Origin of the sequence: Variovorax sp. 278MFTsu5.1 (genome assembly GCF_048305045.1) — a bacterium.
GTDB classification, from domain to species: Bacteria; Pseudomonadota; Gammaproteobacteria; order Burkholderiales; family Burkholderiaceae_C; genus Variovorax; species Variovorax guangxiensis.
In genome coordinates this window covers 1,495,257-1,519,784 of record NZ_CP157622.1, presented here as the reverse complement: position 1 = coordinate 1,519,784, position 24,528 = coordinate 1,495,257, and the positions used below count along the sequence as shown (strand labels likewise).

The 24,528-nt window shown below is 68.6% G+C and carries 16 protein-coding genes and 1 tRNA gene; 9 read left to right on the top strand and 8 right to left on the bottom strand.

Features of this window, described 5'->3' with window-relative positions; genetic code table 11:
* Positions 1-57 precede the first annotated feature (57 nt).
* The 7 genes from ABL844_RS06630 (at position 58) to ABL844_RS06600 (ending at position 13,466) form a co-directional block, all read left to right on the top strand.
* Positions 58-909 carry an SDR family NAD(P)-dependent oxidoreductase gene (locus ABL844_RS06630; RefSeq protein ID WP_418120443.1) on the top strand — a complete coding sequence of 284 codons (852 nt, stop codon included), beginning with the start codon at positions 58-60 and terminating at the stop codon, positions 907-909.
* A gap of 149 nt (positions 910-1,058) precedes the next feature.
* Entirely contained in the window at positions 1,059-2,207 is a 1,149-nt protein-coding gene (locus ABL844_RS06625) for a diguanylate cyclase domain-containing protein (RefSeq protein ID WP_418130812.1), read from the top strand.
* A gap of 208 nt (positions 2,208-2,415) precedes the next feature.
* Complete coding sequence (locus ABL844_RS06620) at positions 2,416-6,567, top strand: DUF4132 domain-containing protein (RefSeq protein ID WP_418130811.1); 4,152 nt, start codon at positions 2,416-2,418, stop codon at positions 6,565-6,567.
* Positions 6,568-6,575: 8 nt separating this feature from the next.
* The gene (locus ABL844_RS06615) at positions 6,576-7,715 is read left to right on the top strand and encodes an ATP-binding protein (RefSeq protein WP_418119367.1); all 1,140 of its coding nucleotides are present in this window, start codon (positions 6,576-6,578) and stop codon (positions 7,713-7,715) included.
* A complete protein-coding gene (locus tag ABL844_RS06610) occupies positions 7,715-10,180 on the top strand; it encodes a DUF5682 family protein (RefSeq protein ID WP_418130810.1) in 2,466 nt (821 codons plus the stop codon). Before ABL844_RS06615 ends, ABL844_RS06610 begins: the two co-directional genes overlap by 1 nt.
* Entirely contained in the window at positions 10,177-11,301 is a 1,125-nt protein-coding gene (locus tag ABL844_RS06605) for a VWA domain-containing protein (RefSeq protein ID WP_418130809.1), read from the top strand. The genes ABL844_RS06610 and ABL844_RS06605 overlap by 4 nt, the downstream gene beginning before the upstream one ends.
* The gene (locus ABL844_RS06600) at positions 11,298-13,466 is read left to right on the top strand and encodes an SWIM zinc finger family protein (RefSeq protein ID WP_418130808.1); all 2,169 of its coding nucleotides are present in this window, start codon (positions 11,298-11,300) and stop codon (positions 13,464-13,466) included. Before ABL844_RS06605 ends, ABL844_RS06600 begins: the two co-directional genes overlap by 4 nt.
* A gap of 44 nt (positions 13,467-13,510) precedes the next feature.
* On the opposite strand, the gene ABL844_RS06595 is transcribed toward ABL844_RS06600, so the two are convergent.
* The 8 genes from ABL844_RS06595 to ABL844_RS06560 form a co-directional block, all read right to left on the bottom strand.
* Positions 13,511-13,586, bottom strand: a tRNA-Thr gene (locus tag ABL844_RS06595).
* Positions 13,587-13,651: 65 nt separating this feature from the next.
* On the bottom strand, positions 13,652-14,221 hold the full coding sequence (locus ABL844_RS06590; protein WP_418130807.1) for a ClpXP protease specificity-enhancing factor: 570 nt from the start codon (positions 14,219-14,221) through the stop codon (positions 13,652-13,654).
* A 157-nt stretch (positions 14,222-14,378) separates the two neighbouring features.
* The gene (locus tag ABL844_RS06585) at positions 14,379-14,990 is read right to left on the bottom strand and encodes a glutathione S-transferase N-terminal domain-containing protein (RefSeq protein ID WP_007835362.1); all 612 of its coding nucleotides are present in this window, start codon (positions 14,988-14,990) and stop codon (positions 14,379-14,381) included.
* Between the two features lie 96 nt (positions 14,991-15,086).
* Positions 15,087-15,860 carry a cytochrome c1 gene (locus ABL844_RS06580; protein WP_019654379.1) on the bottom strand — a complete coding sequence of 258 codons (774 nt, stop codon included), beginning with the start codon at positions 15,858-15,860 and terminating at the stop codon, positions 15,087-15,089.
* A gap of 36 nt (positions 15,861-15,896) precedes the next feature.
* Positions 15,897-17,333, bottom strand: coding sequence for a cytochrome b (locus tag ABL844_RS06575; RefSeq protein ID WP_126023028.1), 1,437 nt, complete (start codon positions 17,331-17,333; stop codon positions 15,897-15,899).
* 14 nt (positions 17,334-17,347) lie between these two features.
* Complete coding sequence (gene petA, locus ABL844_RS06570; protein ID WP_126023027.1) at positions 17,348-17,965, bottom strand: ubiquinol-cytochrome c reductase iron-sulfur subunit; 618 nt, start codon at positions 17,963-17,965, stop codon at positions 17,348-17,350.
* A 177-nt stretch (positions 17,966-18,142) separates the two neighbouring features.
* Positions 18,143-18,946: a response regulator transcription factor gene (locus ABL844_RS06565; protein WP_369659429.1), complete on the bottom strand. Its 804-nt coding sequence runs from the start codon at positions 18,944-18,946 to the stop codon at positions 18,143-18,145.
* 995 nt (positions 18,947-19,941) lie between these two features.
* On the bottom strand, positions 19,942-20,148 hold the full coding sequence (locus ABL844_RS06560) for a hypothetical protein (RefSeq protein WP_418130806.1): 207 nt from the start codon (positions 20,146-20,148) through the stop codon (positions 19,942-19,944).
* On the opposite strand from ABL844_RS06560, the gene ABL844_RS06555 reads away from it, so the two are divergent.
* Together ABL844_RS06555 and ABL844_RS06550 are read left to right on the top strand one after the other, a co-directional pair.
* Positions 20,123-21,835, top strand: coding sequence for a YadA-like family protein (locus ABL844_RS06555; protein ID WP_418130805.1), 1,713 nt, complete (start codon positions 20,123-20,125; stop codon positions 21,833-21,835). The two genes, ABL844_RS06560 and ABL844_RS06555, sit on opposite strands and share 26 nt — an antisense overlap.
* Before the next feature lie 177 nt (positions 21,836-22,012).
* A complete protein-coding gene (locus tag ABL844_RS06550; RefSeq protein WP_418130804.1) occupies positions 22,013-24,502 on the top strand; it encodes a tetratricopeptide repeat protein in 2,490 nt (829 codons plus the stop codon).
* The last annotated feature ends 26 nt before the right edge of the window (positions 24,503-24,528 follow it).

Here is a 24,528-nt window from a genome sequence, read left to right as displayed (position 1 = left end):
ACTTCAGCCACCTTAAGCGATGGGATGAACTCCATCGTCGGCTTCAAGGAGAACGACATGCAGACCACAGACACCCGGCCGCCGCCTCGCCTCGACACCCGCCCCCTTGCCGTGGTGACCGGGGCCTCCTCCGGCATCGGCTTCCAGCTCGCGCTGCTCGCGGCGCGCAGGGGCTACGACCTTCTGATCGGCGCCGACGAGCCGCTGTCGCAGGCCGAGACCGAGCTGCGCATGCTCGGGGCCAACGTGTTCTCGGTGCGCGCCGACTTCGCCACCCGCGACGGCGTGGATACGCTGCTGGCCGCCACCGAAGGCCGCCGCGTGGACGCGCTGTTCGCCAACGCCGGGCACGGGCTGGGCCACGGCTTCCTGGACCAGGATTTCCATGACGTGCAGCACGTCATCAACACCAATATCACCGGCACCATCTACCTCGTGCAATGCGTGGGCCGTGGGATGCGCGAAGCGGGCTGGGGCCGCATCCTCATCACCGGTTCCATCGCGGGTTTCCAGCCGGGCAGCTTCCAGGCGGTCTACAACGGCAGCAAGGCCTTCATCGATTCCTTCGCGATGGCGCTGCGCAACGAGCTCAAGGGCACGGGCGTGTCGGTCACCTGCCTGATGCCGGGCGTGACCGACACCCACTTCTTCGCGCGCGCCGACATGCTCGACACGCGCGTCGGCCGGCAGAGCGACAAGGCCGACCCGGCCGAGGTAGCGCGCATCGGTTTCGACGCGATGATGCGCGGCGAAAGCGGCGTGATCGCCGGCTGGCGCAACAAGATGCAGGTGGCGCTGTCGCGCGTGATGCCGGCGCCGCGCCTCGCCGAACAGCACCGGCGGATCGCCGAACCCGGCAGTGGCGAAGTGCACCAGCAGCAACAGCAGCACGCCCGGCCCTTCGTCTGAGCTGACTCCCTTTCCTGCGTGCCCGCGCGCAGGGCTTGCGCGGGCGCTGCCGGCCCCGGCTACGATCGGCGACTTTCTTCCGACTTTCTGCCTGAAGCCGACCGGATGCCGCCCAGCCCTCGCCCCGTTGCAGCCAACCACCATCGCCCATGCAAACCGGCATGAGCCTCGGCCTGCTGGCCGGCCTCATGGTCTGCGGCCTCGTGCTGCTGCTGGTGTCCGGCAACACGCGCATGCATGGCTGGTACGTGCTGGCCTGCGGCTTTGCGCTGGCGGGCTTCGCGGGGCTGGACCGCATCGCACCCGGCAGTTCCCTCGCGCACTGGGCCGCGTCGGCGCTGACGCTGTGGGCCGCCTGCCGGGTGGCGTTCGCGCGGCAGCTGCTGCGGCTGAACCGGCTTGCGCCGCGCCTGGATCGCATCGCGCTCGGGCTGCTCGCCGCGCTGGCCGTGGCGACGATTCATGCCGCCATCGACACCCGCCTGCCCTGGATATTGCGCGTGCTGCAGGCGCTGGTGGCGGCCTCCACCGTGCTCCTCGCGGTTGGCGCGCTGACGGTGCGCCGCCGCATGCCATGGCCCGCATTGCTCTTCTGCGTGGGCGCGGTGCTGATGCTTGCAGGCGTCTCGGCCGCGCATCTCCCCGCCTGGGGCGCGCAGCCGTGGACGCCGGGCCACGCGAGCCTTGCGCAGGCCGCGGTGATCGCCGAACTCGCGCTGCTGGCCCTGGCCGCCGCCGCGCGCATCCGCGATGAAAGGGCGCTGGAGGCACGCGCACAGGCCCTGATGGCCGCTCCCGGCATCGACGCGCTCACCGGCGCCGCCAGCGAAGCAGGCTTCGAGCTGCGCGGCGAGGAATGGCTGCGCGAGGGCCGCAGCTTCTCGCTGATGCTGATCGGCCTGAACGGCTTCGACGCCGTGTACGAACGGCATGGGCAGGCGGGCGGCGACGCGGTGCTGGCCGCCATCGCGCAGCGCCTGCGCGAGCAGGTGCGCGCGGACGACATGGTGGCCCGGCTCGGCCCCGACAGCTTCGCGATCCTGCTGGTCGGCATGCCGCCGCGGCAGAAGCTCGCCGAGATGGCGATCCGCATCGAGACAGCCGGCGCGAGGCCGGTGGCCCACGAGGGCCGGCTGCTTGCGGGCGGTGAAATCAGCATGGGCATCGCCTGCCACCCCGGCGACGGCGACACGCTCGCCGGCCTGCTGGAAGCGGCCGAACGCGCGCTGGCGCACTGCAACCGGCAGCGCATGGGTCCTGCCTATGTCTTCGCGAACGAGCTCGGGCGCGCCTCCTGAATAGTTTCTTCGTAACCGCCACGCACCGGCCGGTGCGGAAAGCGAAATCTTCTTGCCGACAGGCACCACGCGGCGGCCGGGCCTTCACGCCGGCCCCTTATCCTCGGCGGCGACCCAGCGGAAGGAACTGCCCGCGCGCCCGGCAACAAGGGCCCGGGGCCGCCGTCTCCGACCGCTCTTCATCGATTCACAGGAGGACGTTTTTTCCATGCGCCGTTTTGAACTGATCGAGGGAACCGCCAGCAAATTCTGGGAGATCGAGCAGGCAGACACCGAGCTCAACATCCGCTGGGGCCGCATCGGCACCGCGGGCCAGAGCCAGACCAAGTCGTTCGCCGACGCCGCCAAGGCGGCAACCGCGCTGACCAAGCTGGTGAACGAGAAGACCGGCAAGGGCTACAGCGAAGTCGGCGTGGCCGCAGACGCGGCCATCGGCAAGACCGAGGCGAAGCCCAAGGCCGAGGCGGCGCCGAAGGCGGAAGCGGCAGCGCCAGCAGCGGCGGCAGCGCAGGAGCCGGTGGCGGCAGCCCCCACCGAGAGCATCGACGCGCAGGCCGACCGTGCCTTCGAAGCCGTGCGTGCACAACTGGAGGCCGACCAGCTCAAGCCGACGGATGCCATCTCGGCGGCGGTGCTCAAGCGCCAGCACGGCGTGAGCGAACAGGGCGCGGCGCTCGCGTTCAAGCGGCTGAAGGACCAGGGCCTGCTCTCCGGCTGGGGCACCACCGCCACGCCGGGCAAGCGCGCCAGGGAAATCGCCCGCCAGCTCGCAGCAGCGGCCGCATCCGGCGGCACCGGGGCACCGGCCGCCCTGCCCTCCTCCGATGCGGCAGCCGGCACCGACACCCCGCCCTGGCTGGCCGCCGGCACGCCGGTGCGCTTCACGCCCGAGATGCGGCGCGTGGCCTTCGCATCGCGCCGCTTTCCGCAGCCGGTGGAAAGCCGTGGCGTGACGGCCGCGTGGTTCCTGGCGCAGCGCAAGCTGGAAGGCTCGATCGACCTCGACGGCACCGACGCGGCGCTGCGCCCCGCGGCGCAGCGCGTGGTCGAGCGCGTGGGCGCGCCGGCCGCCGGCTCGGCGCCCGGCCCCGACACCGAAGCCGACGCGCTGATGCTCGCGCTCGCGCTGAGCACCTCCGGCTACTACGGCGAGAGCGAGCCGGCCGAGGCCATCGTCGACTACCTGGTCGCGCAGTACGGCCTGGCCGATGCCACCGGCGTCATGCTCGACGCGCAGCGCGTGCAGGTCGAGACCGATTACAGCCACAGCACCAAGACCCGCAAGAGCCGCTTCACCAGCGCCGTGACCCGCCCGATGAGCAACGGCTGGCGCGGCCCGCTGGGCCAGGGCGAGCAGGCCATGCGGCGCCATCTGGCCGCGGCCCCGCAGGAGGCCTGGCAGGAAGCCCGCGACCGGATCGAGGCGGCCCTGCCGCAGCTGCACGCGAGCCGCCGGCCGATCATCGCGATGCTGCTGCCCGATGCACCCGAAATCTCGAACGCGCTGGCGCACTCGCTCGCGGCCGAAAAAGACACGCCCGAGACGCTGCACTGGCTGGCGCTCACCGCCACCGAGCCCGCCGCGATCGCGCTGGCCGCGAAGACGCGCGTGGGCTACTCCACCGGCTTCTGGGGCCACGACAACATGGTCGCCACGCTGATCCAGGAACGCGGCATCGATGCGGTCGAAGGGCTGGAGCGTGGCGCGGCCAGCGACGAGGCCGGCGACGGGCTCGCCGCCATCGGCACGCCCGAGGCGGTGCAGGCGCTGGCGCGCGTGGCGGGCAGTTCCAAGGCGGCGCTCGCGCGTCTGGCGCTCTCGGTCGACCGCTGGCCGCAGGCGGCGCTGGTGGCGCTGTCGCGGCTGGTGGCCGCCGGCGGCAAGGACGCCAACCTCGTCACGCCCAGCCTCACGCGCCTGCTGCGCGCGCACGCGGGCTCGATCGACGCCCTGCGGCCCTGGCTCGATGCCGGCGCGCAGGCCGTCATCGACCGCCAGCTCGCGCTGCTGGCCGGCCCCGCCGAAGTGGCCGGCGCCGACGAGCTGCCGGGCGTGCTGGCCGCGCCGCCGTGGCTCGCCAAGGTGCAGAAGAAGGCGGCAGGCGCGCTGGTGCTGGAGCCGCTGGCGCTCGCGCCCGTGGAGCGCTGGGACGAGGCGGCGCGCGCGAACGCGCTGAGCGCCAATTCGTGGCAGAAGAGCCGCCATTCGAGCGCGCAGCAGGACGTGCGCGTGCTGCTCGAGGAGCTGGGCTTCGACCGCAGCAAGCAGCCGCTGCGCGGCCTGAACGAAGCGGCCGTGGCCGCGGTCGCCGCCGGCGATGCCGACGCGCTCATCGCCAGCTGGCGCGCGATGGTGGTCGAGCGCAAGAAGGAGCGCTACTACTGGTTCCGCTTCCAGTCGGACTACGCGGCGATGCTGCCGCCCGCCGTCGGCGTGCCCTTCTGGAACGCGATCGCCGGCGAGGCCGAGGACTACGGCATCGGCCGCATCCTCGCGACGCACGGCCTGGCGGTGCTGCCGGGCCTGCTGTCGATGGTGCGCGCCAAGCCGGGCGAGAACCTGTCCTTCGCGCTCTATTACGGCGCGCCCGAACTCGCGCTGCCCGCCGCGCGCGCCTTCGCCAAGCTCAAGACGCTGCGCGCCACCGGGCGCGAATGGCTGCTGAAGTTCCCGGAGCACGCCGCCTGCGGGCTGATCGCGCCCGCGCTGGGCAAGGCCGGCGAGGCACGCGACTGTGCCGGCTCGGCGCTTCGCCTGCTGCATGCCAACGGCCACGAGGCGCTGCTGCTCGAAGTGGCAGGCCGCTATGGCAGGCCCGAGGTGGTGGAGGCGCTGCGCGCCGTGCTCGACGAGAGCCCGCTCGACCGCTTCCCCACCAAGCGCGCGAAGCTGCCCGAGTTCTGGCAGCCGCGCGGCTGGCGCCGCCCGGTGCTCAAGAACGGCAAGGCGCTGCCCGATGAGGCGCTGGAGCACCTGGGCCAGATGCTCACCTTCCCGACCAACGAAGAGGTCTACGGAGGCATCGCCGTGGTCAAGGAAGCCTGCGACGCCGCCTCGCTCGCCGACTTCGCCTGGGACGCCTTCACCGCCTGGCTGGAGGCCAGCGGCCCGAGCAAGGAAGGCTGGGCCCTCACCAGCCTGGGCCACCTGGGCAACGACGACACCGCGCGCAGGCTCACGCCCTTCATACGCGCCTGGCCCGGCGAGGCCGCGCACGCGCGCGCCGTCACCGGCCTGGACGTGCTCGCCAACATCGGCAGCGACGTGGCGCTGATGCTGCTCAACGGCATCGCGCAGAAGGTCAAGTTCAAGGGCCTGCAGGACAAGGCGCGCGAGAAGATCGACGCCATCGCAGAGGCGCGCGGCCTGAGCACCGAGGAACTCGAGGACCGGCTCGCGCCCGACCTCGGCCTCGACGAGCAGGGCACCATGCAGCTCGATTTCGGCCCGCGCGCCTTCAAGGTGGGCTTCGACGAGACGCTCAAGCCCTACGTGCGCGAGATCGGCGCCGACGGCGTGGCCGGCGCCCGCCTGCCCGACCTGCCCAAGCCCAAGAAGACCGACGACGCAGAGCTCGGCAAGGAAGCCGTGGAGCGCTTCAAGCTTCTCAAGAAGGACGCGCGCACCATCGCGAGCCAGCAGCTGCTGCGCCTTGAAGTCGCCATGTGCACCCGCCGCCGCTGGACGCCCGACGTGTTCCGCACCTTCCTGGTCGAGCATCCGCTGGTGCGCCACCTGGTGCAGCGCCTGATCTGGGGCGTGTACGAAGTGGCCGGCGGCGGCAGCTACGGCGGCACGCTCAAGGCCTGCTTCCGCGTGGCGGAGGATGGCAGCTACACCACGGCCGAGGACGACGCGTTCGAGCTGCCCACCGGCGAGAACATCCGCATCGGCGTGCCGCACGCGCTGGACCTCTCGGCGGCCGACGCAGCCGCCTTCGGCCAGGTGTTCGCCGACTACGAGCTGCTGCAGCCCTTCGCGCAGATCGGCCGCGACGTCTACACGCTCACCGACGAAGAAAAGGGCAGCAACAAGCTCGAACGCTGGAAGAAGGCCAAGGTGCCCACCGGCCGCGTGCTCGGCCTGGTCAACAAAGGCTGGCGCCGCGGCGAGGCGCAGGACGGCGGCGGCATCTGGTACTTCACCAAGCCGCTGGGCACCGACCGCGTGATCGAGCTGTACCTCGACCCGGGCATCATCGTCGGCATGGTCGACGAGTACCCCGAGCAGGAACTCGGCGAAGTGCAGGTCGGCAAGCCTTCGGGCTGGGGCAACATGCAGAACGCGGAGACGCTCGACCGGCTCGATCCGATCTCGGCGAGCGAACTCATTCGTGACATGGAGGGCCTTCGCGCCTGAACGACCAGATGGCCACCGCAAGCAAGACATCCAAAGACACCTCCGCTTCCGCCGCGCTGCAGCGCCCGCCGGCGGAAATCCTCTACGCCGACCAGCTCGCCCGCCTGCGCGCGCAGGACAAGGACCCGCGCCCGCCGGGCTGGGCGCTGAGCCTGAAGGCCGCGCGCTCGTTCATCCTGGGCGACGCGGCGCTCGACATCGCGCCGAAGATCGTCGCGCCCGTGGCCAGCATCGAGCGCATGCTGGTCACGCTGGCCACCGGGCGCGGGCTGATGCTGGTGGGCGAGCCGGGCACGGCGAAGTCGATGCTGTCGGAGCTGCTGGCCACCGCCATCTCGGGCATCTCGACGCTCACCATCCAGGGCGGCGCCTCGATCACCGAGGACCAGATCAAGTACGGCTGGAATTACGCGCTGCTCATCAACGAGGGGCCGAGCCCGCGCGCGATGGTGCCGGCGCCGCTGTACCTGGGCATGCAGCAGGGCCAGGTGGTGCGCTTCGAGGAAATCACGCGCGCGCCGCTGGAGGTGCAGGACTGCCTGCTGGGCATGCTCTCCGACCGCGTGATGGCGGTGCCCGAGCTCTCGGGCGAGCACGGCATGCTGTATGCGCGCGAGGGCTTCAACATCATCGCCACCGCCAACACGCGCGACCGCGGCGTGAACGAGATGAGTGCGGCGCTGAAACGGCGCTTCGACTTCGAGACCGTGTTCCCCATCCTCGACTTCGACCGCGAACTGGCGCTGGTGCAGGAGTCGTCGGCTCGGCTGCTCGCGCAGAGCGGCATACCGAAGACGGTGCCCGCGCCCGTGCTGGAGCTGCTGGTGTCCACCTTCCGCGACCTGCGCGGCGCGCCCGCGAAGGGCGATGGCGGCAATGGCGGCAGCGATGCAGCCATGGACCGGCTCACCGCCGTGATGTCCACCGCCGAGGCGGTGAACGTGGCGCACGCGGTGGGCGTGCGCGCATGGTTCCTCGAACAGCGCGAGGGCTCGCCGGCCGACCTGGTCGACTGCATCGCCGGCACGGTGGTGAAGGACAACGCGGATGACCGTGCGAAGCTGCGGCGCTACTTCGAGCAGAAGGCCGCAAAGCGAAGCGGCACCCATTGGCGCGCGTATTACGAAGCCCGCCACCGCCTCCCCTGATGGCACAGCCCCACATCGTCGGCGTGCGCCATCACAGCCCGGCCTGCGCGCGGCTGGTGGCCGAGCGCATCCGCACGCTGCGCCCCATGTACGTGCTCATCGAAGGTCCGGCCGACTTCAACGAGCGGCTCGACGAGCTGTACCTGCCGCACAGCCCACCGGTGGCGATCTACAGCTATCTGTCGAGCGACCGCACGCACCGCGGCTCGTGGTCGCCGTTCGCCGAGCACTCCCCCGAGTGGCAGGCGCTGCAGGTGGCGCGCGAGGTGGGCTGCGCCGTGCGCTTCATCGACCTGCCGGCCTGGCACGACGCCTTCTCGCGCATGGAGAACCGCTATGCCGACGTGGCCGACCACGAGCACGAGGAGCGCGCCGAAGCGTATGAACGCGCGCTGACCGAGAAGCTCTCGGTGCAGGGCCGCGACGCGCTGTGGGACCACCTGTTCGAGGACGGCTGCGACGTGGCCGAACTCGCGCAGCGCCTTTCCACCTACTTCGACCACCTGCGCGGCCAGGACCCCGGCTCGCAGGGCAACCAGGCGCGCGAGGACATGATGGCGCGCTGGATCGCATGGGCGATGGCGCAGCCGGGCGAACCCGGCCGCGCGCAGGCGCTGGTGGTGTGCGGCGGCTATCACGCGCCGGCGCTCGCGCGGCTGTGGCAGGGCCTGCCCGCCACGCTTCCTGAGACGCCGCAGCCTTCGCCGGAGACCACCGACGAGGATGAAGACGAGGCACAACCAGTCCAGCCAGCCAGTCCGCAGGCCCCGCTGCGCTTCGGCTCCTACCTCGTGCCCTACACCTTCAAGCGCCTCGACGCCTTCGCGGGCTATGCCTCGGGCATGCCGTCGCCCGCCTACTACCAGTGGGTGTGGGACCACGGCCCCGAGGGCGCCGCGCACCGCGCGCTGCAGCTGGTGATGCAGCGCCTGCGCGACAAGAAGCTGCCTGCCTCCACCGCCGACCTGATGGCCGTGCACCTGCGCGCCCAGGGGCTCGCGCGGCTGCGCGGACACGACAAGCCACTGCGCTCCGACTGGCTCGACGCGCTGGCCGGCGCGCTGGTCAAGGACGCGCTAGATGCGCCGCTGCCCTGGACCTATCGCGGCAAGATGCGTCCCGGCACCGACCCCGTGCTGGTGCAGGCCATGGACGTGCTGGCCGGCGACATCGTCGGCCGCCTCGCGCCCGGTACGCCGCAGCCGCCGCTGGTGGCCGCCGTGCAGGCCGAGCTCGGCGCGCACGGCATCGCGCTGCGCGGCCAGCTCAAGCTCGATCTGCTCACCGAAACCGACCGCGCGAGGAGCCGCGTTCTGCATCGCCTCGCGATCCTGCGGCTGCCCGGCGTGCGGCGCACGCAGGGGCCGAAGCTCGCGATGTCGGGCGAGCGCACCGAGCTGTGGTCGCTCTCGGAGCCGCTGGAGCAGCAGGCGGCGCTGATCGAGGCCGGCGCCTGGGGCGCGAGCCTGCACGATGCGGCGCGCGCCCGGCTCGAGGACGACCTGCGTCAGGCCCAGGGCCGCATCGGCCCGCTGGCCGAGGGCCTCAACCAGGCCGCGTGGGCGGGGCTTTCCGCGCTGAGCGACACGCTGCTGCGCGAGCTGCGCGGCGCGATCGCCGCCGAGCCGCGCTTCGAGGCGCTGGGCCCTGCCCTGTCGGTGCTGCACACGCTGCTGCGCCACGGCCAGATGCTGGGCATGGCCGACGCGCCGGTGCTGCGCGTGGTGATCGAGTCGGGCTTCGACCGCGCGCTGTGGCTGCTGGAACCGCCCGCGGCCATCGCGCCGGCCGATATGCAGTCGCACCTCGAAGGGCATCTGGCACTGCGCCGCATCGTGGCCGACGTGCTGGCGCATGCGCAGGATCATTCTTCGGACGCCCAGCCACTGCTCGACCTGGAGCCGGCCCGCGCGCTCGCAGTGTGGCAGCGCAAGGCCGCCGACCCCGCCGCTTCCCCCCTGAGCCGAGGCGCCGCGCTGGGAGCGACGCTGAGCCTGGCAGGCCGCACCGACGACCCGCATGCGCAGGGCGAGAGCGGCGCGGCCGAGGCGATGCAGCTGCTGCAGTCGCTGCCCGCGCCGGTGCTCGGCGATGCACTCACCGGTCTGCTGGCGCTCGCGCGCGAGCAACTCGCTTCGGAGCCCGCCTTCGTCGCCGGCATGGACCGCACCGTGCAGGCCCTGGACAACGCCGACTTCGTGCGTGCCATGCCCAGCCTGCGCGCCGCCTTCGCCTGGCTGCCGCCGCAGGAGCGCGGCCTGCTCGCCGACCAGGTGCTGGCGCTGCACGACGCCACGCACCTGTCGCGCCGCACCCTCACCGCCCACCGCAGCGGCGAGGCACCGCCCGAGCAACTGGCCGAAGCCCGCCGGGTGGAAGACGCGGTGTTCGCGCGCCTGGCCGCCTGGGGCGTGACGCTGGACGACGAAGAAGAAAAAGACACCGAGAAAGCCCCTCGCCCATGAGCCTCGACATTCCCGATCCGCTGCAGCGCTGGCGCCTGCTGCTGGGCGATCCGGCCGAATCGGCCTGCGGCGGACTGAGCGCCGAGGCGCAGGCCGCCGACGCCGCGCTCGACTGGCTCTACGGCCGCGACACCGACCGCGAAAGCCGCGGCGAACGCAGCGCGGGCCTGGGCCCGTCGTCGCTGAGCACGCCCGACTGGATCAACACCATCCACACGCTCTTTCCGAAGGAAGTGATCGAGCGCTTGGAGCAGGACGCCGTCGAGCGCTACGGCATCGACGAGGTGGTGACCAACCTCGAAGTGCTGGAGCGCATCGAGCCCTCTGAATCGCTGCTGCGCGCGGTGCTGCACACCAAGCACCTGATGAACCCCGAGGTGCTGGCGGCCGCGCGCAAGCTGGTGGCCGAGGTGGTGCGGCGCATCATGGAGAAGCTCGCCACCGAAGTGCGCCAGGCCTTCAGCGGCAGCCGCGACAGGCGCCGCCGCTCGCGCATGAAGGTGGCGCGCAACTTCGACTTCCGGCAGACGCTGGCCGCCAACCTGCACCGCTACGACCCGCAGCGCCGCAAGCTCTACGTGGAGCGGCCTGTGTTCATCAGCCGCACCAGGCGGCATGCGGAACCATGGGACATCGTGCTGCTGATCGACCAGAGCGGCTCGATGGTCGACTCGGTGATCCACAGCGCGGTGATGGCCGCCTGCCTGTGGCAGCTGCCCGGCATGCGCACGCGGCTCGTTGCCTTCGATACGGCGGTGGTCGACCTGACCGCCGACGTCTCCGATCCGGTGGAGTTGCTGATGAAGGTGCAGCTCGGCGGAGGCACCGACATCGCGAAGGCGGTGGCCTACGCGCAGTCGCTGGTCGCCAACCCCTCGAAGAGCATCGTGGTGCTGGTGAGCGATTTCTACGAGGGCGGCAGCGAATACGAACTGGTGCGGCGCGTGAAGGCGCTGGTGGAATCCGGCGCCAAGGTGCTGGGGCTGGCCGCGCTCGACTCGAGCGCCGAGCCCAACTACGACCGCGAGATGGCGGCGCGGCTGGTGCGTGAAGGCGCGCAGGTCGGCGCGATGACGCCGGGCCAGCTCGCCGGCTGGCTGGCCGAGAAGGTGCAGGGATGAGCAGCGACATCGCATCGAGGGCCGACCTGCTCGAACTCACGCCAGAGGCGCTGACGGCGCTGGCCAACGCCGGCTTCGTCAAGCGCGCGCAGAAGGACGTGGCGGCCGGGCTGCTGCCCAAGCTCGAGACCGGCGCCGACGGCACAGTGCAGGCGCAGTTCGACGACGGCGTGCGCACCAGCCTGCCGCCGGGGCGCACGCTGCGCGACGCGCAGTGCAGCTGCCCTGCCAGCGGCATGTGCAGGCACAGGGTGATGCTGGTGCTGGCCTATCAGGCGCTGGCGAAAGCGGCGCCCGCGACGGGCGATGCATCGATCGCGTCCGTCGAAACTTCACCGCCCGAGCCCGACGCCGCCTGGAGCCCCGCGCAGTTCGACGATGCCGCGCTGGCCGCGAGCTTCGCGCCCTCGGTGCTCGACCAGGCCGTCAAGCTCGCCACCGCGCGCCCCGTGGTCGGCGTGCAGGCCTGGCGCAGCGCGAGCGCCCCGCCGGTGGCGCGCCTGCCGATGTGCAGCGTGCGTTTCTTCTCGCGCAGTTCGCTGGTTCATGCGCGCTGCGACTGCAAGCAGGGCGGCGGCTGCGCGCACGTGGTGATCGCGCTGTGGGCGTTCCGGCAGGCCGGAGCGCTGGAGCCGGGCTCGGCGGAGGTGATGGTCGAGGTGCAGCCGGCCGCGTCGTCCGAAGAGGATTCGGCTGCATCGCCGGCGCCCTCCGTGATGCAGGGCGAGACGGCCGTCGCGCTGCGCTCGGGCATCGACGCCCTGCTGCTGTCGCTCTGGCTCGACGGATCGAGCCAACCCGCGATGGCGCTGGCCGCCCGCTTCGAGGCCGTGCGCGAACAGGCACGCACGCTGGGCTGGAGCTGGGTGGACGACGCGCTCGACGAACTCTGGCAGCTCCTGCAGGCGCAACAGGCGCGCAGCAGCCGCTTCGAGCCGCTGCGGCTGCTGCGCGTGACGACCGAGCTGTGGGCGCGGCTGCGGGCGGCGGCGCACGCGGGCCATCCGCCGGATGGCTCTTCTGCCCGGCCCGCGCTGCCGGCCAGCCAGATCCTCGGCATCGGTGTGAAAGGCGAAGTCGCGCTCGACCATCTGCGGCTGGTATCGCTCGGCGCCGAGCTCTGGTCCGACGAGACGGCCGAAGGCGCGAGCATCCTCTTTGCCGACCCCGACACCCAGAACGTGACCGTGCTGGAGCGCCAGTGGTCACGCACGGCGGACGCCGCCGCCGGCGGCGCGCCGCCCAGCCTCATGAACCGGCGCGTCGCGGGCTTTCCGCTGCGGCAACTGGCGAGCGGACAGGTCATCACCAAGACCGCCACCCGGCGCGCGAACGGGCTGGTAGACATCACCGCCGGCGCCCGGCAGACCGGCGTGCTGCCGCTGTCGCCCAAGTCGTGGGACGACCTCGTCGCGCCGCTGCGGCAGCACAGCGTGGCCGCGCTGGTGGCGCACCTGCGCGAGGCGCAGCCGGATTTCGTGAAGCCCAGGCAGGCCGCGAGCGGCGCTTCGGCCGGCGCATCCGGCCAGTTGCACGTGGTGGCCTTCGAGCGCATGGAAGTGGCGTCATGCCATTGGGACGCCGCGGCGCAGGTGCTTCATGCGCGGCTGGGGCAGGCGTCGGAAACGGAAGATGAGGAGGACACGGCGGACGACAACGCATCGTGGCTGCACCTGGCGTTGCCACATCGCTCGGTGACCCCCGGTGCCGTCGACGCCCTGGCCCGCACCCTGGCCGGCGAGCACGGTGCATTGCGCGCGGTGGCGGGCACCGTGCACCTGCAGGGCGGCCAGGCTGTCATGCAGCCGCTGACCGTGCTCACCGACCAGCGCGCCGTGGTGCTCCAGGTCGAAACCGCCGCACCGCAGCCGCTGGGCCTGCAAAGCGACATCGAGGAGACGCCCGCGCTGAACGCGCTGGCCGGCGACACGCTGGAACTGCTGGCCCTGTGGCTGCGCCAGGGCCTGCGGCACCAGAGCGGCGGCGCGCTGTCGCGGGCGCAGGCGCAGGTGCTGCGGCTGAAGCAGGCCGGACTGGGGCGCAGCGCTGCGCTGCTGGGAACGGTGCTCGAGAACGTGCGCTCGGCGCAGCGGCTGGCGCTGGTGGGGCAACTGGCGATGCTGGGGTTGGCTATGCAGGGGGTGGCGCAGTCGGCCTCTGCATGAATAAGAAAACCCCTGAGCTGTTCAGGACTCAGGGGTTTCTTGCTTGGTGCCGCTTGTCGGAATCGAACTGACGACCTTCCGCTTACAAGGCGGGTGCTCTACCAATTGAGCTAAAGCGGCTGAATTCCAATGCGTGATTCTAGTGGCGGTACCGACTGGTCCCGCCAGGCGCCATTCGCGACCGCCTACTTGATGCGCTTGAGCGACGGCCGGGTGCCGCCACCCGACGGCGGGCGCGGCGGTTCGTCGACTGGGTCGGTGGGCGCGCCGGCATCGACTGTCTCGCTGCCGTCTTCGCCCGTCACCAGGTGGACGATCTTGCCGGCATCGCCTTCGGAGCCACTGCCGCGCGAAGCATCGCGCAGCGGCGCTCGCGCAGGTGCCTGAACGGGCATCGGAGCATCGACGTTGCCATCCGACGAAACGGCCGGAGCCGGCGCGGGAAACGCCATGCCCTGCCCGTTCTCGCGCGCGTAGATCGCGATCACGCGCCCCACCGGCACGCTGATTTCACGCGCGGTGCCCGCGAAGCGGGCCTTGAACTCGATGAAGTCGTTGCCGAGCTTGAGCGAACTGGTCGCGTCGAAGCTGATGTTGAGCACGATCTCGCCGTTCTTCACGTACTCGCGCGGGACCTGCACGGTTTCGTCGACCTGCACCGCGACGTAGGGCGTGAAGCCGTTGTCGGTGCACCATTCGTACAGCGCCCGGATGAGGTACGGGCGGGTGGAGGACGACTCGAGCGCGTTGATCATGAAATTGGTACCGTGCAATCGCGAAATCGCAGCCTCGGACAGGCCGCCGTCTCTTCGCGGAACACCGCGGAACCGGCTCTGCCGGGCCGCAGGTGTTGCCCCCGGAAGGGCGTTGGCGAAGCGACACGAAGTGCGCGAAGCCTGGGGGCGATCTTAATTACTTTCGCATGACCTTTTCGGACGGGGTCAGTGCTTCGATGTAGGCCGGGCGCGAGAAGATGCGTTCGGCGTACTTCAGCAGCGGCGCGGCGTTCTTGCTGAGGTCGATGCCGTAGTAGTCGAGGCGCCACAGCAGCGGAGCGATGGCTACGTCGAGCATCGAGAAGTTGTCGCCCAGCATGTACTTGTTCTTGAGGAACACGGGCGCCAGCTGCGTGAGGCGGTCGCGGATGTGCGAGCGGGCCTTTTCGAGCGCCTTCTCGTTGCCCTTGGTGGTGCGGTTCTCGAGGGTGGAGACGTGCACGAACAGTTCCTTCTCGAAGTTGAGCAGGAACAGGCGCACGCGGGCGCGGTCGACCGGGTCGCCGGGCATCAGCTGGGGGTGCGGGAAGCGCTCGTCGATGTACTCGTTGATGATGTTCGACTCGTACAGGATCAGGTCGCGCTCGACCAGGATCGGCACCTGGCCGTACGGGTTCATCACGCTGATGTCTTCGGGCTTGTTGTAGAGATCGACGTCGCGGATCTCGAAGTCCATGCCCTTTTCGAACAACACGAAGCGGCAGCGGTGGGAAAAGGGGCAGGTCGTTCCTGAATACAAGACCATCATGGCGAGAGACTCCTAAAAATCAAAAAGAGTGGGTCGCGTTGGCAACCCACTCTGTGGGACCGGATGCCCGAAGGTATCCGGTCGGCGTGCACGGAACTACTTGACGTCTTTCCAGTACGAGGCGTTCAGCCGCCACACGAATACCACCGACATGGCCAGGAACAGCAGCACCCACACGCCGATGCGCACGCGGGTGTTCTGAGCCGGTTCAGCCATCCATTGCAGGTAACTCACCAGGTCGCCGACCGCATTGTCGAATTGCACGGGCGTCATGGTGCCGGGAGTGACTTGCTCCCAGCCCTTGAACACTTCGGTTTCGTGGCCGTGCTGTTCGACCTTGGTGTAGACCGGGCGGCGCTCGCCCTGCAGTTCCCACAGGGGGTTCGGCATGGCGACGCTCGGGAACAGGAGGTTGTTCCAGCCGGTGGCCTTGGTTTCGTCGCGGTAGTAGGTGCGCAGGTAGGTATAGAGATAGTCGGCGCCAGTGCCGCCGTGGCCGGCGCGCGAGCGCGCGACCAGCGTCAGGTCGGGCGGCGTGGTGCCGAACCAGTCCTTGGCCTGGCGCGCGTCGATGTTGGCCTTCATGGTCTCGCCGACCTTGTCGGTCGTGAACAGAAGGTTGTCCTTGATCTGCTGCTCGGTGATGCCGATGTCCTGCAGGCGGTTGTAGCGCATGAAGGCGGCCGAGTGGCAGTTCAGGCAGTAGTTGACGAAGAGCTTGGCGCCGTTCTGCAGCGCGCTCACGTCGTTCGTCTTGTTGGGCGCCTTGTCCCACGCGATGCCCCCGGACTCGGCCGATGCCGCCGCGGAGAAGGTCAGGCCCAGCGCGAGACCCAGGACCGCGAGCCAGCCGGAAATGCTTTTCTTCATCGTGTTTCTCTCAGCTCTCTTGGCTTCTGGTTCTCATCAATGGGCGGCGAAGACCACGCGCTCGGGCACGGTCTTGAATTCGCCCTTGCGGCTCCACCACGGCATCAGCAGGAAGAAGCCGAAGTACACGAGCGTGCCGATCTGCGAGATGGTCTGCGCGATGTCCAGCTTGAACGAACCGATGGCCAGCTCGCCCCAGACGCCGGGAGGCTGGATGCCCAGGTAGCCCAGGATCAGGAAGAAGAAAACGAAGAGGCCGTACACATACTTGTGCCAGCCCGGACGGTAGCGGATCGACTTGACTTCGCTGTGGTCGAGCCACGGCAGGAAGAACAGGATGATGACCGAGCCGCCCATGACGACCACGCCCCAGAACTTGGCGTCGAAGGTCTTGAGCAGGAAGATCACCACAGCCGCGACGACGATGCCCGCGATCTTCAGGCCCATGCCCGACTTGCCCTTGACGAAGTTCCAGATGGCGGCAGCGGCGATGATCAGCGAGAACACGTTGACCATGTCGTCGGTGGTCGCGCGCAGCATCGAATAGAACGGCGTGAAGTACCACACCGGGGCGATGTGGTTCGGCGTCTTCAGCGAGTCGGCCGGGATGAAGTTGTTGTATTCGAGGAAGTAGCCGCCCGCCTCGGGAGCGAAGAAGATCACCGCCGAGAAGATCGTGAGGAACACCACCACGCCGAAGATGTCGTGCACGGTGTAGTACGGATGCGACGGAATACCGTCCAGCGGATGGCCGTCGGGGCCGCGGTTGGCCTTGATCTCGATGCCGTCGGGGTTGTTCGAACCCACTTCGTGCAGCGCGATCAGGTGGGCCACCACCAGGCCGAGCAGCACCAGAGGCACGGCGATCACGTGGAAGCTGAAGAAGCGGTTCAGCGTGGCGTCGCTCACCACGTAGTCGCCGCGGATCAGCAGGGCCAGGTCGGGGCCGACGAAGGGAATGGCGGCGAACAGGTTCACGATCACCTGGGCGCCCCAGTAGGACATCTGGCCCCAGGGCAGCAGGTAGCCCATGAAGGCCTCGGCCATCAGGCACAGGAAGATCGCGCAGCCGAACACCCAGATCAGCTCGCGCGGCTTGCGGTAGCTGCCGTACATGAGGCCGCGGAACATGTGCAGGTACACCACGATGAAGAACGCCGAGGCGCCCGTCGAGTGGATGTAGCGGATCAGCCAGCCCCACGGCACGTCGCGCATGATGTACTCGACCGATGCGAACGCCTGGTTCGCGTCGGGCTTGTAGTGCATGACGAGAAAGATGCCGGTGACGATCTGGATCACCAGCACCAGCATCGCCAGCGAGCCGAAGATGTACCAGAAGTTGAAGTTCTTCGGCGCGTAGTACTTGCCCCACTGGTCGTTCCACAGCTTGCTCAGCGGGAAACGGTTGTCGACCCAGTTCAGCAGCTTGGCGCCGGCGGGTGCGTTGGGGGAAATCTCGTGGAATTCAGCCATGTTCTTCTTCCGCCTCAGGCCTTCTTGGAGTCTTCACCGATCAGGAGCTTGGTGTCCGACAGGTACATGTGCGGCGGCACCGGCAGGTTGTCGGGCGCAGGCTTGTTCTTGAAGACCCGGCCGGCCAGGTCGAAAGTGGAACCGTGGCAAGGGCAGAGGAAGCCGCCTTCCCAGTCGTTCGGCAGCGAAGGCTGCGGACCGGCCTGGAAGCGGTCGGTCGGCGAGCAACCCAGGTGGGTGCAGATGCCGACCACGACGAGCACGTCGGGCTTGATGGAGCGGTGCTCGTTCTGTGCGTACTTGGGGGTGAATTCGTCGGGGTGACGCTTGGAGAGGGGATCGGCCAGCTGGCCGTCGAGCTTGGGGAGTTCCGCGACCTGCTCGGGGGAGCGCTTGAGGATCCAGACCGGCTTGCCCCGCCATTCGACGGTGATCTTCTCGCCGACCTTGAGGCCCGAGATATCGACCTCGACCGCAGCACCCGCAGCCTTGGCCTTCTCGGAAGGCTGGAAAGTGCTAACAAAGGGGATGGCGGTGGCCACGCCGCCCGCCACGCCAGCGCAGCTGGATGCAATCAACCACGTGCGCTTGCTGGTGTCGATCCGGTGCGAGCCGGAGGTCATGTCACTCATGGGGATCCTCTTGTCTTCTTCGCTGGAGCAGGAGTCAACCCGCGATTGTAGCGGGGCGCTGTAAGGATATTCAATGGCCGCCATGCGCATGGCCGGCGGCCGCGGGCGGGGCGCGCCGCGTCCGCGGCCGCCCGCCAGGGGCTGCACAGGGCGACGAAGACTGTCGCCGCGGGGACTTCAGTTCAGCAGTCCGTGCTGCATCGCCTCGTGGACCGCCTGGGTCCGCGACTTGACCGAGAGCTTGCGATAGATGCTCTTCGCGTGGAACTCGATGGTATTGACCGACAGGTACACCGCTTCGGCGATCTGCCGGTTGCTCCAGCCCTGCGCGATCAGGCGCAGCACCTTGAGTTCGCGCGGCGACAGCAGGCCCTGCGGAAGCCTGGAATCGGGAGCTTCTCCCTGCGGCTGCTGTTTGTGCTTCTGCTGCTGTTGCGGCGGCTGGCCCTGCACGCGGATGGCCTCGATCGTGCGCGCCTTCGCGGACGCGGCGATAGAACCGAGGATGCGCCGCGCGATGCGCGAATCCATCGGCGAGCCTCCGCGTTCGATGGAGCGCAGCAGATAGGCGAGTTCCGCGTCGTCGGCTTCGGTAAGTAGATACCCGATGGCGCCGGCCGCGATCGCGGCATTCACCTGCTGCTGGTCGTCGGACGCCGACATGCCGATGCTCTCGACGCGCGGATAGGTCTGGCGCACATGATGAAGAACGGCGGCACCGTCGCTTCCCGGCAGCCGCATGTCGACCAGCACCAGGTCATAGGGCAATGCCGCCAGCAGATTGAACGCCTCGGCCCGGCCCGATGCGACCACCACGCGGCGATGCGGCGCGAGCTCGCAGAGGATGCGCCGCATGCGGTCGGCGCAGGCAGCGTCGTCCGCGACGACCAGCGCGGCATGGAAGACGCCGCCATACAACTGCGCTGCCGTGGGTACCGGCGTCGATGCGGCCGAGGAGGTGTAGTGGATGTTCATTTCCATGTCCGCGCTCCTGCTGCGTCTTCTCCTGCCTTGCCGCAGCGGACCTGGTCCGTGCTGCATGCGCTGATGCCGTTGACGATGTCCAAGAAAAAATTGATCACGCGACGTCCTCTGGCTCTTTCGCCACCCGTGGGTAGCTTCGAAATGTTGTCTTTCGTTTCAGATACCGCAGGAACGATGCCCACTCGGACGAGCGTCGGCGTACATCACGCAAGGACGCGTGTAGTACTTTGATTTCATTGAAGAAATTGCCCGAAACGAGCTGAAGAACGAGCTCGCGCGAAGGCCTTGTGAAGGCCGTTTTCAGGCCGTTGTTACGTGCGGGTTACCGCGCCTGTTACGTAGCACCGCGACACGCGAAACGCGTGCGAGACCACATCTCCAAACGTCAATACGCGATTCATGCGATGGCCGCAAACCCGCATGTGCATTGGCTTTGCAGGCTATGTATGCATGCGTCGATGGCGCGCCGTCGACATGCATACATCCATAACTACGGATACCGGTGATGTTCAGCGAAGACCTCGATTCCTAGCATCGGTTGCATTGGGTAACTCGATGAAACCCAACCCTGCTTTCACGCGACGAGGGCGTGTGAAAGACCAGAAATGGCAACTGATTTCTTCAAGGAAGAAAGTCCAAATGACTACATCCCAGCGCTCCAGTGTCCGCTCTTTCATTGTTCGCCGTCCGGGCGTCAGCAAGCTTCTCGCTTCGGTGCTCGTAGGCGCCGGATATGTAATGACGCTGCCCGTAGCAAACGCGCAGGTCACCATTGGTGGCCAGAACGTCCATGCCGGTAGCGTCATCAATAACAGCAACAATGGCGGAGTGCTTGCTGCACCCGGCGGTGTATCAACAACCTCCCTGACAGCCGGCTCTGTGACTGCCAGCGGCGTTGACGTTACCGGAAACGTGACCGCAGCAGGCGCGAACATCGCTTCGTTGACAGCCGGCAATGCCAATATCACCGGCACCGTCACAACGGGCGGCGTTCAGGCGACCAACGGTACCTTCACCGGCAACCTTGGGGCCAACGTACTGACCGCAGCGACGGGTACGATCACGAATCTCACATCCACCAGCATCAGCACCGGCTCGCTAACCGCAGGAACAGTCAGCGCGACAAACACCACAACGTCCAATCTGTCGGCCACTGCCGGCACGATCAACGCGTTGAGCACCACCAACGTCAGCACCACGGACCTGACCGCCAGCAACGGCACCATCAACACGCTGAGCGCAACCAACGTCAGCACCACGGACCTGACCGCCAGCAACGGCACGATCAACACGTTGAGCGCCACCAACGTCAGCACCACGGACCTGACCGCCAGCAACGGCACCATCAACACGCTGAGCGCCACCAACGTCAGCACCACGGACCTGACCGCCAGCAACGGCACCATCAATACGCTGAGCGCGACCAACGTCAGCACCACGGACCTGACCGCCAACAACGGCACCATCAATACGCTGAGCGCGACCAACGTCAGCACCACGGACTTGACCGCCAACAACGGCACGATCAATACGTTGAGCGCGACCAATGTCAGCACCACGGACCTGACCGCCAACAACGGCACGATCAACACGCTGAGCGCCACCAACGTCAGCACCACGGACCTGACCGCCAACAGCGGCACGATCAACACGCTGAGCGCCACCAACGTCAGCACCACGGACCTGACCGCCAACAACGGCACGATCAACACGCTGAGCGCGACCAACGTCAGCACCACGGATCTGACCGCCAACAGCGGCACGATCAACACGCTGAGCGCCACCAACGTCAGCACCACGGACCTGACCGCCAACAACGGCACGATCAACACGTTGAGCGCGACCAACGTCAGCACCACGGACCTGACCGCCAACAACGGCACGATCAACACGTTGAGCGCAACCAACGTCAGCACCACGGACCTGACCGCCAACAACGGCACGATCAACACGCTGAGCGCAACCAACGTCAGCACGACGAACCTGACGGCCAACAGCGGCACGATCAACACGCTGAGCGCAACCAACGTCAGCACGACCAACCTGACGGCCAACAACGGCACGATCAACACGCTGAGCGCCACCAACGTCAGCACCACCAACCTGACGGCCAACAGCGGCACGATCAACACGCTGAGCGCGACCAACGTCAGCACGACCAACCTGACAGCCAACGCCGGCACGATCAACACGCTGAGCGCCACCAACGTCAGCACGACCAACCTGACGGCGAGCCGCGGCACGATCAACACGCTGAGCGCGACGAACGTGAGTACCACCAACCTGTCGGCTGCCAGCGCCACGGTCAACGCCCTGACCGCCGGCACGGTCAGCGCCACGACGGTGAACGCCAGCACGGTGAATGCCACCACCGGCAACTTCCAGACGATCACTGCGGCCAACGGCAACATCACGGTGCTGAACACGCAGACCGGCAACATCACCACGATCAACGCCGTGACCGGCAACGTCACGACGCTGAACGCGGGCACGGTCAACGTCACCGGCAACGTGACCGCGGGCGGCACCATCACGGCGGGCAACGGCATGGTCGCCAACGGCCGCGTGCAGAACGTGGCCCCCGGCATCCTGCCGACGGACGCCGCGAACATGTCGCAGTTGAACCAGGTCCGCAACGAGGTGCAGGACATGCGCAAGACCAGCAGCACCGGCGCGGCCATCGCGCTGGCCGCGGCCTCGGTGCCGGCGCTCGAAGCGGGCAAGAGCTTCGGCATCGGCGTGGGCGTGGGCTCCTTCGACGGCCGCTCGGCCATCGCGGCAGCCGCCAGCTTCCGCATCGGCGAAGGCGCGCAGATCAAGGTCAACATCGGCAGCGGCAGCAGCGGCAAGGTCGGCGGCGGCATCGGCGCCTCCTGGTCCTGGTAATCCGGCCCGGCACTCCCGTGGCGCCAGCGTGTGCGCCGCGGGATTGCCAGCGGATGCAAACGAAAGGCCGGCCCCTATACTGGGTAACCGGCCTTTTTCATGGCTCCCTGCTGCGCGCGAAGGTCGGCGCCGAAGCGGCCGCCCTCTCCTGTGCCGACCCGTCCATCACGCGGATTCATGAACCCACCTTCTCTCGCTCCCGCTCCCTCCATTCCGGCCGCGAACGCCGGCCAGCTCCTGGAGCAGGGACTGGCGCTGCATCGCGTGGGCCGCTTCGCCGAGGCCTTGCAGGTCTACGAAGCGCTGCTGTCGCTCTTTCCCGATCATGCCGACGCGCTGCATCTGAGCGGCGAGGCGCTGTACCGGCAAGGCCGCCCCAAGCTGGCGCTGAACTACGTGAACCGGGCCATCGCGCGCTCGCCGCACCACTTCTACTTCAACACCCGCGCGACGATCTTCATGCACATGGGCCTGCCGGCCGAGGCGCAGCAGGATCTGCGTCGCGCAATCAAGGCGCAGCCCAACTATCCCGAGGCCTACGTGAACCTGTCGGCGGTCTACCGCCAGCAGAAGAAGTTCCGCCAGGCGCGCGAGGCCGCCGCCGAGGCCACGCGGCTCGCGCCGCAGGCACCCGCCGCATGGAACAACGCCGGCGCGATCGACATGGAGCAGGACCGCTTCGACGAGGCGATCGCGCAGTTCAGCCAGGCTCTGGCGCTGGACCCCGGCTACGCCGCCGCGCACAAGAACATCGGCAAGATCCGCGCGCACCAGAAGGACTGGGCCGCCGCGCTCGGCTCGTACGAGCAGGCCGCCGCCGATCCGCTGGACTGCGAGGCCGCCTTCATGCTCTCCAGGGCGCTGCAGGCCTGCGGCCGCATCGAGGAAGCCATCGCGCCCATGCAGCGCGCCATGCGCAACTGGCCGGCCGAGGAGCGCCACAAGGCGCTGTCCGACCCCGAGGGCGTGGCCGCGCTCTACGGCGTGTGCGGCGCGCTCGAAGGCGTGTCGATGCGCTTCGGCGAATCGGCCGAGCTCTACAGGCTGGCGCTCGAAAGCCTGCCCGAGCACGAGCTGCTGCTGAACAACCTGGGCACGGTGAACTTCCGCCTAGGCCGCTTCGACACCGCCATCGAGGTTCTGAAGCGAGCGCTCGAGGTGCATCCGCGCCAGGTGCTCGCGCGCTGCAACCTGGGCGTGACCTACGTGATGGCCGGCCAGTCGAAGGAAGCCATCGCGGAGTTCGAGCAGTGCCTGCGCGACGACCCCGACTTCATGCCCGCCATGGTGTGGATGCTGGGCGAGAAGGCGCACATCGCCGACTGGAGCGGCGTGCCCGAGCTGCGCGAGCGCATCGCGGCGCTGCTCGACAACCCGAGCAACGACCAGACGGTTTCGTCGTTCATCCTGATGTCGAACTACGACGACGCGCGCCGCCTCATGAACTGGACGCAGCGCTCCGCCCTGCTGGCCGACCGCAACGCGGCCATCCGGCCCTTTGCCGACGCTGGCGCGCGCCGCACCTCGCCGCGCATCCGCGTGGGCTACTTCTCGTTCGACTTCCGCAACCACCCGGTCGCGCACCTGACGGCCGAGCTCTACGGCCAGCACGACCGCAAGGAGTTCGAAGTCTTCGTGTATTCCTACGGCCCCGACGACGGCCACCCCGCGCGGGCGCGCATCGCTTCATCGGTCGAGCATTTCGTCGACATGCAGGGCCAGTCGATCCAGCAGATGGCCGAGCGCATCCGCGACGACGAGATCGACATCCTTGTCGACCTCTCGGGCGACACGCGCGGAGCCAAGCCCCAGGTGATGGCCTACCACGCGGCACCCGCGCAGCTCATGTGGCTGGGCTACATGGGCACCAGCGGCACGCCCAACTACGACTACCTGGTGTCCGACAACTTCCTCTCGCCGCCGGGCACGGAAGATTGCTACTCCGAGAAGCTGCTGCGCCTGCCCGAGACCTTCCAGGTCATCGACACCAAGCGCCCGACCAACCCGCACAGGCCCACGCGCGCCGAACACGGCCTGCCCGACGACGCCTTCGTGCTGTGCAACTTCTCGCAGTCGTTCAAGATCCAGCCCGAGACCTTCGAGGCATGGGTGCGCATCGTGCAGGGCATTCCGAACTCGGTGCTGTGGCTGGCGCAGGGCCCGAACGGCTTCGAGCAGAACCTGCGCGCGCAATGGGAGAAGGCGGGCCTGCCGGCCCAGCGGCTGATCGTGTCGCCGCGCATGCCGGTCGACCAGCACCTGGCGCGCATCGGCCTGGCCGACCTGTTCATCGACACCTTTCCCTACAGCAGCGGTGCCACCGCGAACGACGTGCTGTGGTCGGGCGTGCCGCTGCTGGCGCTCACGGGCACGACGATGGTGTCGCGCATGGCGGGCAGCCTGCTGCATGCCATCGGACTGCCGGAGCTGGTGGCCACGAACCACGCGGAATACGTGAGCAAGGCCATCCACTACGCCACGCACCCCGAGGAGCTGGCCTCGCTGCGCTCGCGGCTCGCGCGGGCCAAGGACACGCGCAGCGGCTACTTCGACACGCCGCGCTTCGTGCGCCACCTGGAAGACGGCTACAGGCAGATTGCCGCGCGCAGTCGTGAAGGGTTGCCGGCCGCGCATGTCGATGTGGTACCGCGTGCGCTGGAGAAGTGAGCAATCGCGGGCATACTCGGCTCTCC

Coding starts and splice junctions, on each gene's coding strand:
- ABL844_RS06630 (WP_418120443.1), top strand. CDS start 58: ATGCAGACCACAGACACCCGGCCGCCGCCTCGCCTCGACACCCGCCCC.
- ABL844_RS06625 (WP_418130812.1), top strand. CDS start 1,059: ATGCAAACCGGCATGAGCCTCGGCCTGCTGGCCGGCCTCATGGTCTGC.
- ABL844_RS06620 (WP_418130811.1), top strand. CDS start 2,416: ATGCGCCGTTTTGAACTGATCGAGGGAACCGCCAGCAAATTCTGGGAG.
- ABL844_RS06615 (WP_418119367.1), top strand. CDS start 6,576: ATGGCCACCGCAAGCAAGACATCCAAAGACACCTCCGCTTCCGCCGCG.
- ABL844_RS06610 (WP_418130810.1), top strand. CDS start 7,715: ATGGCACAGCCCCACATCGTCGGCGTGCGCCATCACAGCCCGGCCTGC.
- ABL844_RS06605 (WP_418130809.1), top strand. CDS start 10,177: ATGAGCCTCGACATTCCCGATCCGCTGCAGCGCTGGCGCCTGCTGCTG.
- ABL844_RS06600 (WP_418130808.1), top strand. CDS start 11,298: ATGAGCAGCGACATCGCATCGAGGGCCGACCTGCTCGAACTCACGCCA.
- ABL844_RS06590 (WP_418130807.1), bottom strand. CDS start 14,221: ATGATCAACGCGCTCGAGTCGTCCTCCACCCGCCCGTACCTCATCCGG.
- ABL844_RS06585 (WP_007835362.1), bottom strand. CDS start 14,990: ATGATGGTCTTGTATTCAGGAACGACCTGCCCCTTTTCCCACCGCTGC.
- ABL844_RS06580 (WP_019654379.1), bottom strand. CDS start 15,860: ATGAAGAAAAGCATTTCCGGCTGGCTCGCGGTCCTGGGTCTCGCGCTG.
- ABL844_RS06575 (WP_126023028.1), bottom strand. CDS start 17,333: ATGGCTGAATTCCACGAGATTTCCCCCAACGCACCCGCCGGCGCCAAG.
- petA (WP_126023027.1), bottom strand. CDS start 17,965: ATGAGTGACATGACCTCCGGCTCGCACCGGATCGACACCAGCAAGCGC.
- ABL844_RS06565 (WP_369659429.1), bottom strand. CDS start 18,946: ATGGAAATGAACATCCACTACACCTCCTCGGCCGCATCGACGCCGGTA.
- ABL844_RS06550 (WP_418130804.1), top strand. CDS start 22,013: ATGAACCCACCTTCTCTCGCTCCCGCTCCCTCCATTCCGGCCGCGAAC.